Raw genomic sequence first — 2160 nt, 5'->3', positions numbered from 1 at the left:
GGCCTGGTGCCCGTCTTCCGTGTCGTACGACCGTCACCGCTGTCCGTCCAGGAGACCTGGGAGCGGCTGACCGACTGGCCGCTGCACGCCGCCCATGTCCCGCTGACCAGGACGGTCGTACGGACCGCTGCACCGAATCGGCGGGGTACCCGGTTCGTGGCCCGTACCGGTATCGGGCGCCTGGCGTTTGACGACCCCATGGAGGTGACCGTCTGGGAGCCGCCGGGGGCACCGGGGCCACCGGGGACACCAGGGGCCGCTGCTCCGGCAGGTCGCTGCCGCCTGGTGAAGCAGGGAACGTTCATCACGGGCTGGGCCGAGATCGAGGTACATCCGCGAGGGACCGGGGCGTACGTCGTCTGGCGCGAGGAGCTGCGCCTGGCGAAACTCCCTCGCTTTCTCGACCCGTTGACCGCGCGAGCGGGGCGCGTCGTCTTCGGTCTCGCCCTCAAGAGGCTGCTGCGGCGGCCGGGCGGCTGAGAGCCCGTCTTCGAGACGTGCGAGACCCGGCCCGCCTGGTGTGGCGGGCCGGGTCTCTACGGGCAGAGTGGCGTCAGCCGATCTCGGCCCCGAACTCCTGGAGCGCCTCGGGCACCGGCTGGAAGAAGGTCGTACCGCCCGACGTGCAGTCGCCGCTGCCCCCGCTGGTCAGCCCGAGCGCGGTGCTGTCCGCGAACAGGGAGCCGCCGCTGTCGCCCGGCTCGGCGCAGACCGTGGTCTGGATGAGCCCGGTGACGACCTGGCCGTTGCCGTAGTTCACGGTGGCGTCCAGGGCCGTGACCTCGCCGCTGTTCACCCGGGTCGTGGAGCCGCTGCGCGTCACCTGCTGGCCGACCGTGGCCGCACCTGCCTGGGTGATCTCCTGGCTGCTGCCGTTGTAGAGGTTGACGGCGCTCGGGTGGTCGACGCCGCTGTCGTACTTGACGAGCGCGAAGTCGTTCCCGGGGAAGTCCGAGGCGACCATGGTGCCCAGCGCGGCGCCCTGCTGGTCGGTCCAGGCGCTCCCGGAGCTGCCGCAGTGGCCCGCGGTCAGGAAGTGCGGCTCGCCGTCCTTGACGACGTTGAAGCCGAGTGAGCAGCGCCCGCCGCCGCTGAGGATGGCGTCACCGCCCGCGATGAACTTCTCGAACTCGCCCTCGGTCTTCTTCAGTTCGGCCTTGCCGCCAAGCCCTTCGACGACCTTGCTGAGCTTCGCCCAGTCGGCGCCCTTGACCGTGCTGTCCGCCGTCACGACGACCTTGTTGGTGGTCGGGTCGGTGGCCCAGGAGGTGCCGGGGATGGTCGCCTGGTCGGTCAGTTCGGTACGGGCGCGCTTCAGGTCCGCCAGGGAGTTCGCGACGACTCTGGCCTTGCCTCCGGCCTCCCGGACCTCGCGTGCCGCCGTCTCGTCCAGCACGTTCACGACGAGGGTCTTGGACTTCGCCTCGTAGTACGTACCCGCCGTGTCGGTGCCGAGGTCCGCGTCCAGGGTCGCGGCGAGCTTTCCGGCCGCGGCCACCGAGAGGGTCTTCACCTCGGGGACCTCGGGGCTCTGGTTGGCGTTCGCAGTCTGGAAGGTCACGCCCGCGGCCACCAGCGCGGCGACACCCGCGCCCGCCATGGCCGCCCGCCGCTTGGGTATGCGTCGGTGCTTCAAGTCTGGTCCTCCTGTGGGGGGATCGAGCCCGGCCGTTGTGGGGGTGCCGGACCCGGAGGTGTGCGTGCGTGGACTCGGGCATCCGCCGATGGCCGCGCCCCTGCAGATGGGTGGAGCACACTCTTCCGGTACCGACAGGTAGCACACAAGGTCGACTTCAGGACGCGCGCACGACAACGGTTGTGCGCCCCCTGCCCGTTGGGTACCGGTGGTCACACCATGTCGGTTCCTGAAGCAAACACCCCACGCGAGCACGCGATCGGCAACGCGTAAGGACTAGTCCTGTCCAGTTCTCGTCGGTCCGTCGTCGGATTTCGCGGCCTGGGCGCCGGATTCCGTGGTCTCGACACCGGATTCCGTGAGACCTCGCCGAGGCTCGTCGATGCCTTGCCGGGGCTCGTCCGGGATCGCGCGTGCCGATGAGGCGTTCCCCGAGTCGGGCGGAATCGGCGCATTGTGGGTGGAGCGTTCCAGGAAGCGGAGCAGTTCGACGGGGAAGGGCAGGACGAGGGTGGAGTTCTTCT

Annotated in this window: 2 protein-coding genes and 1 pseudogene; 1 reads left to right on the top strand and 2 read right to left on the bottom strand. The window is 70.0% G+C overall.

What is annotated here, in order from left to right:
• The first annotated feature begins 6 nt into the window (after positions 1 to 6).
• Positions 7 to 480: an SRPBCC family protein gene (locus U9R90_RS35720; RefSeq protein WP_411061620.1), complete on the top strand. Its 474-nt coding sequence runs from the start codon at positions 7 to 9 to the stop codon at positions 478 to 480.
• A 73-nt stretch (positions 481 to 553) separates the two neighbouring features.
• Here the strand turns inward: U9R90_RS35720 and U9R90_RS35715 are convergent, their stop codons facing one another.
• Both U9R90_RS35715 and U9R90_RS35710 read right to left on the bottom strand, forming a co-directional pair.
• Positions 554 to 1636, bottom strand: coding sequence for a S1 family peptidase (locus U9R90_RS35715; RefSeq protein ID WP_411061619.1), 1083 nt, complete (start codon positions 1634 to 1636; stop codon positions 554 to 556).
• A gap of 276 nt (positions 1637 to 1912) precedes the next feature.
• Positions 1913 to 2160, bottom strand: a pseudogene (locus U9R90_RS35710) (slipin family protein); the annotation flags it as partial.

Origin of the sequence: Streptomyces sp. E11-3 (assembly GCF_046540415.1) — a bacterium.
Taxonomy (GTDB): domain Bacteria; phylum Actinomycetota; class Actinomycetes; order Streptomycetales; family Streptomycetaceae; genus Streptomyces.
The sequence above is the reverse complement of the archived record's forward strand: the minus strand, read 5'-3'. Positions and strand labels throughout refer to the sequence as shown.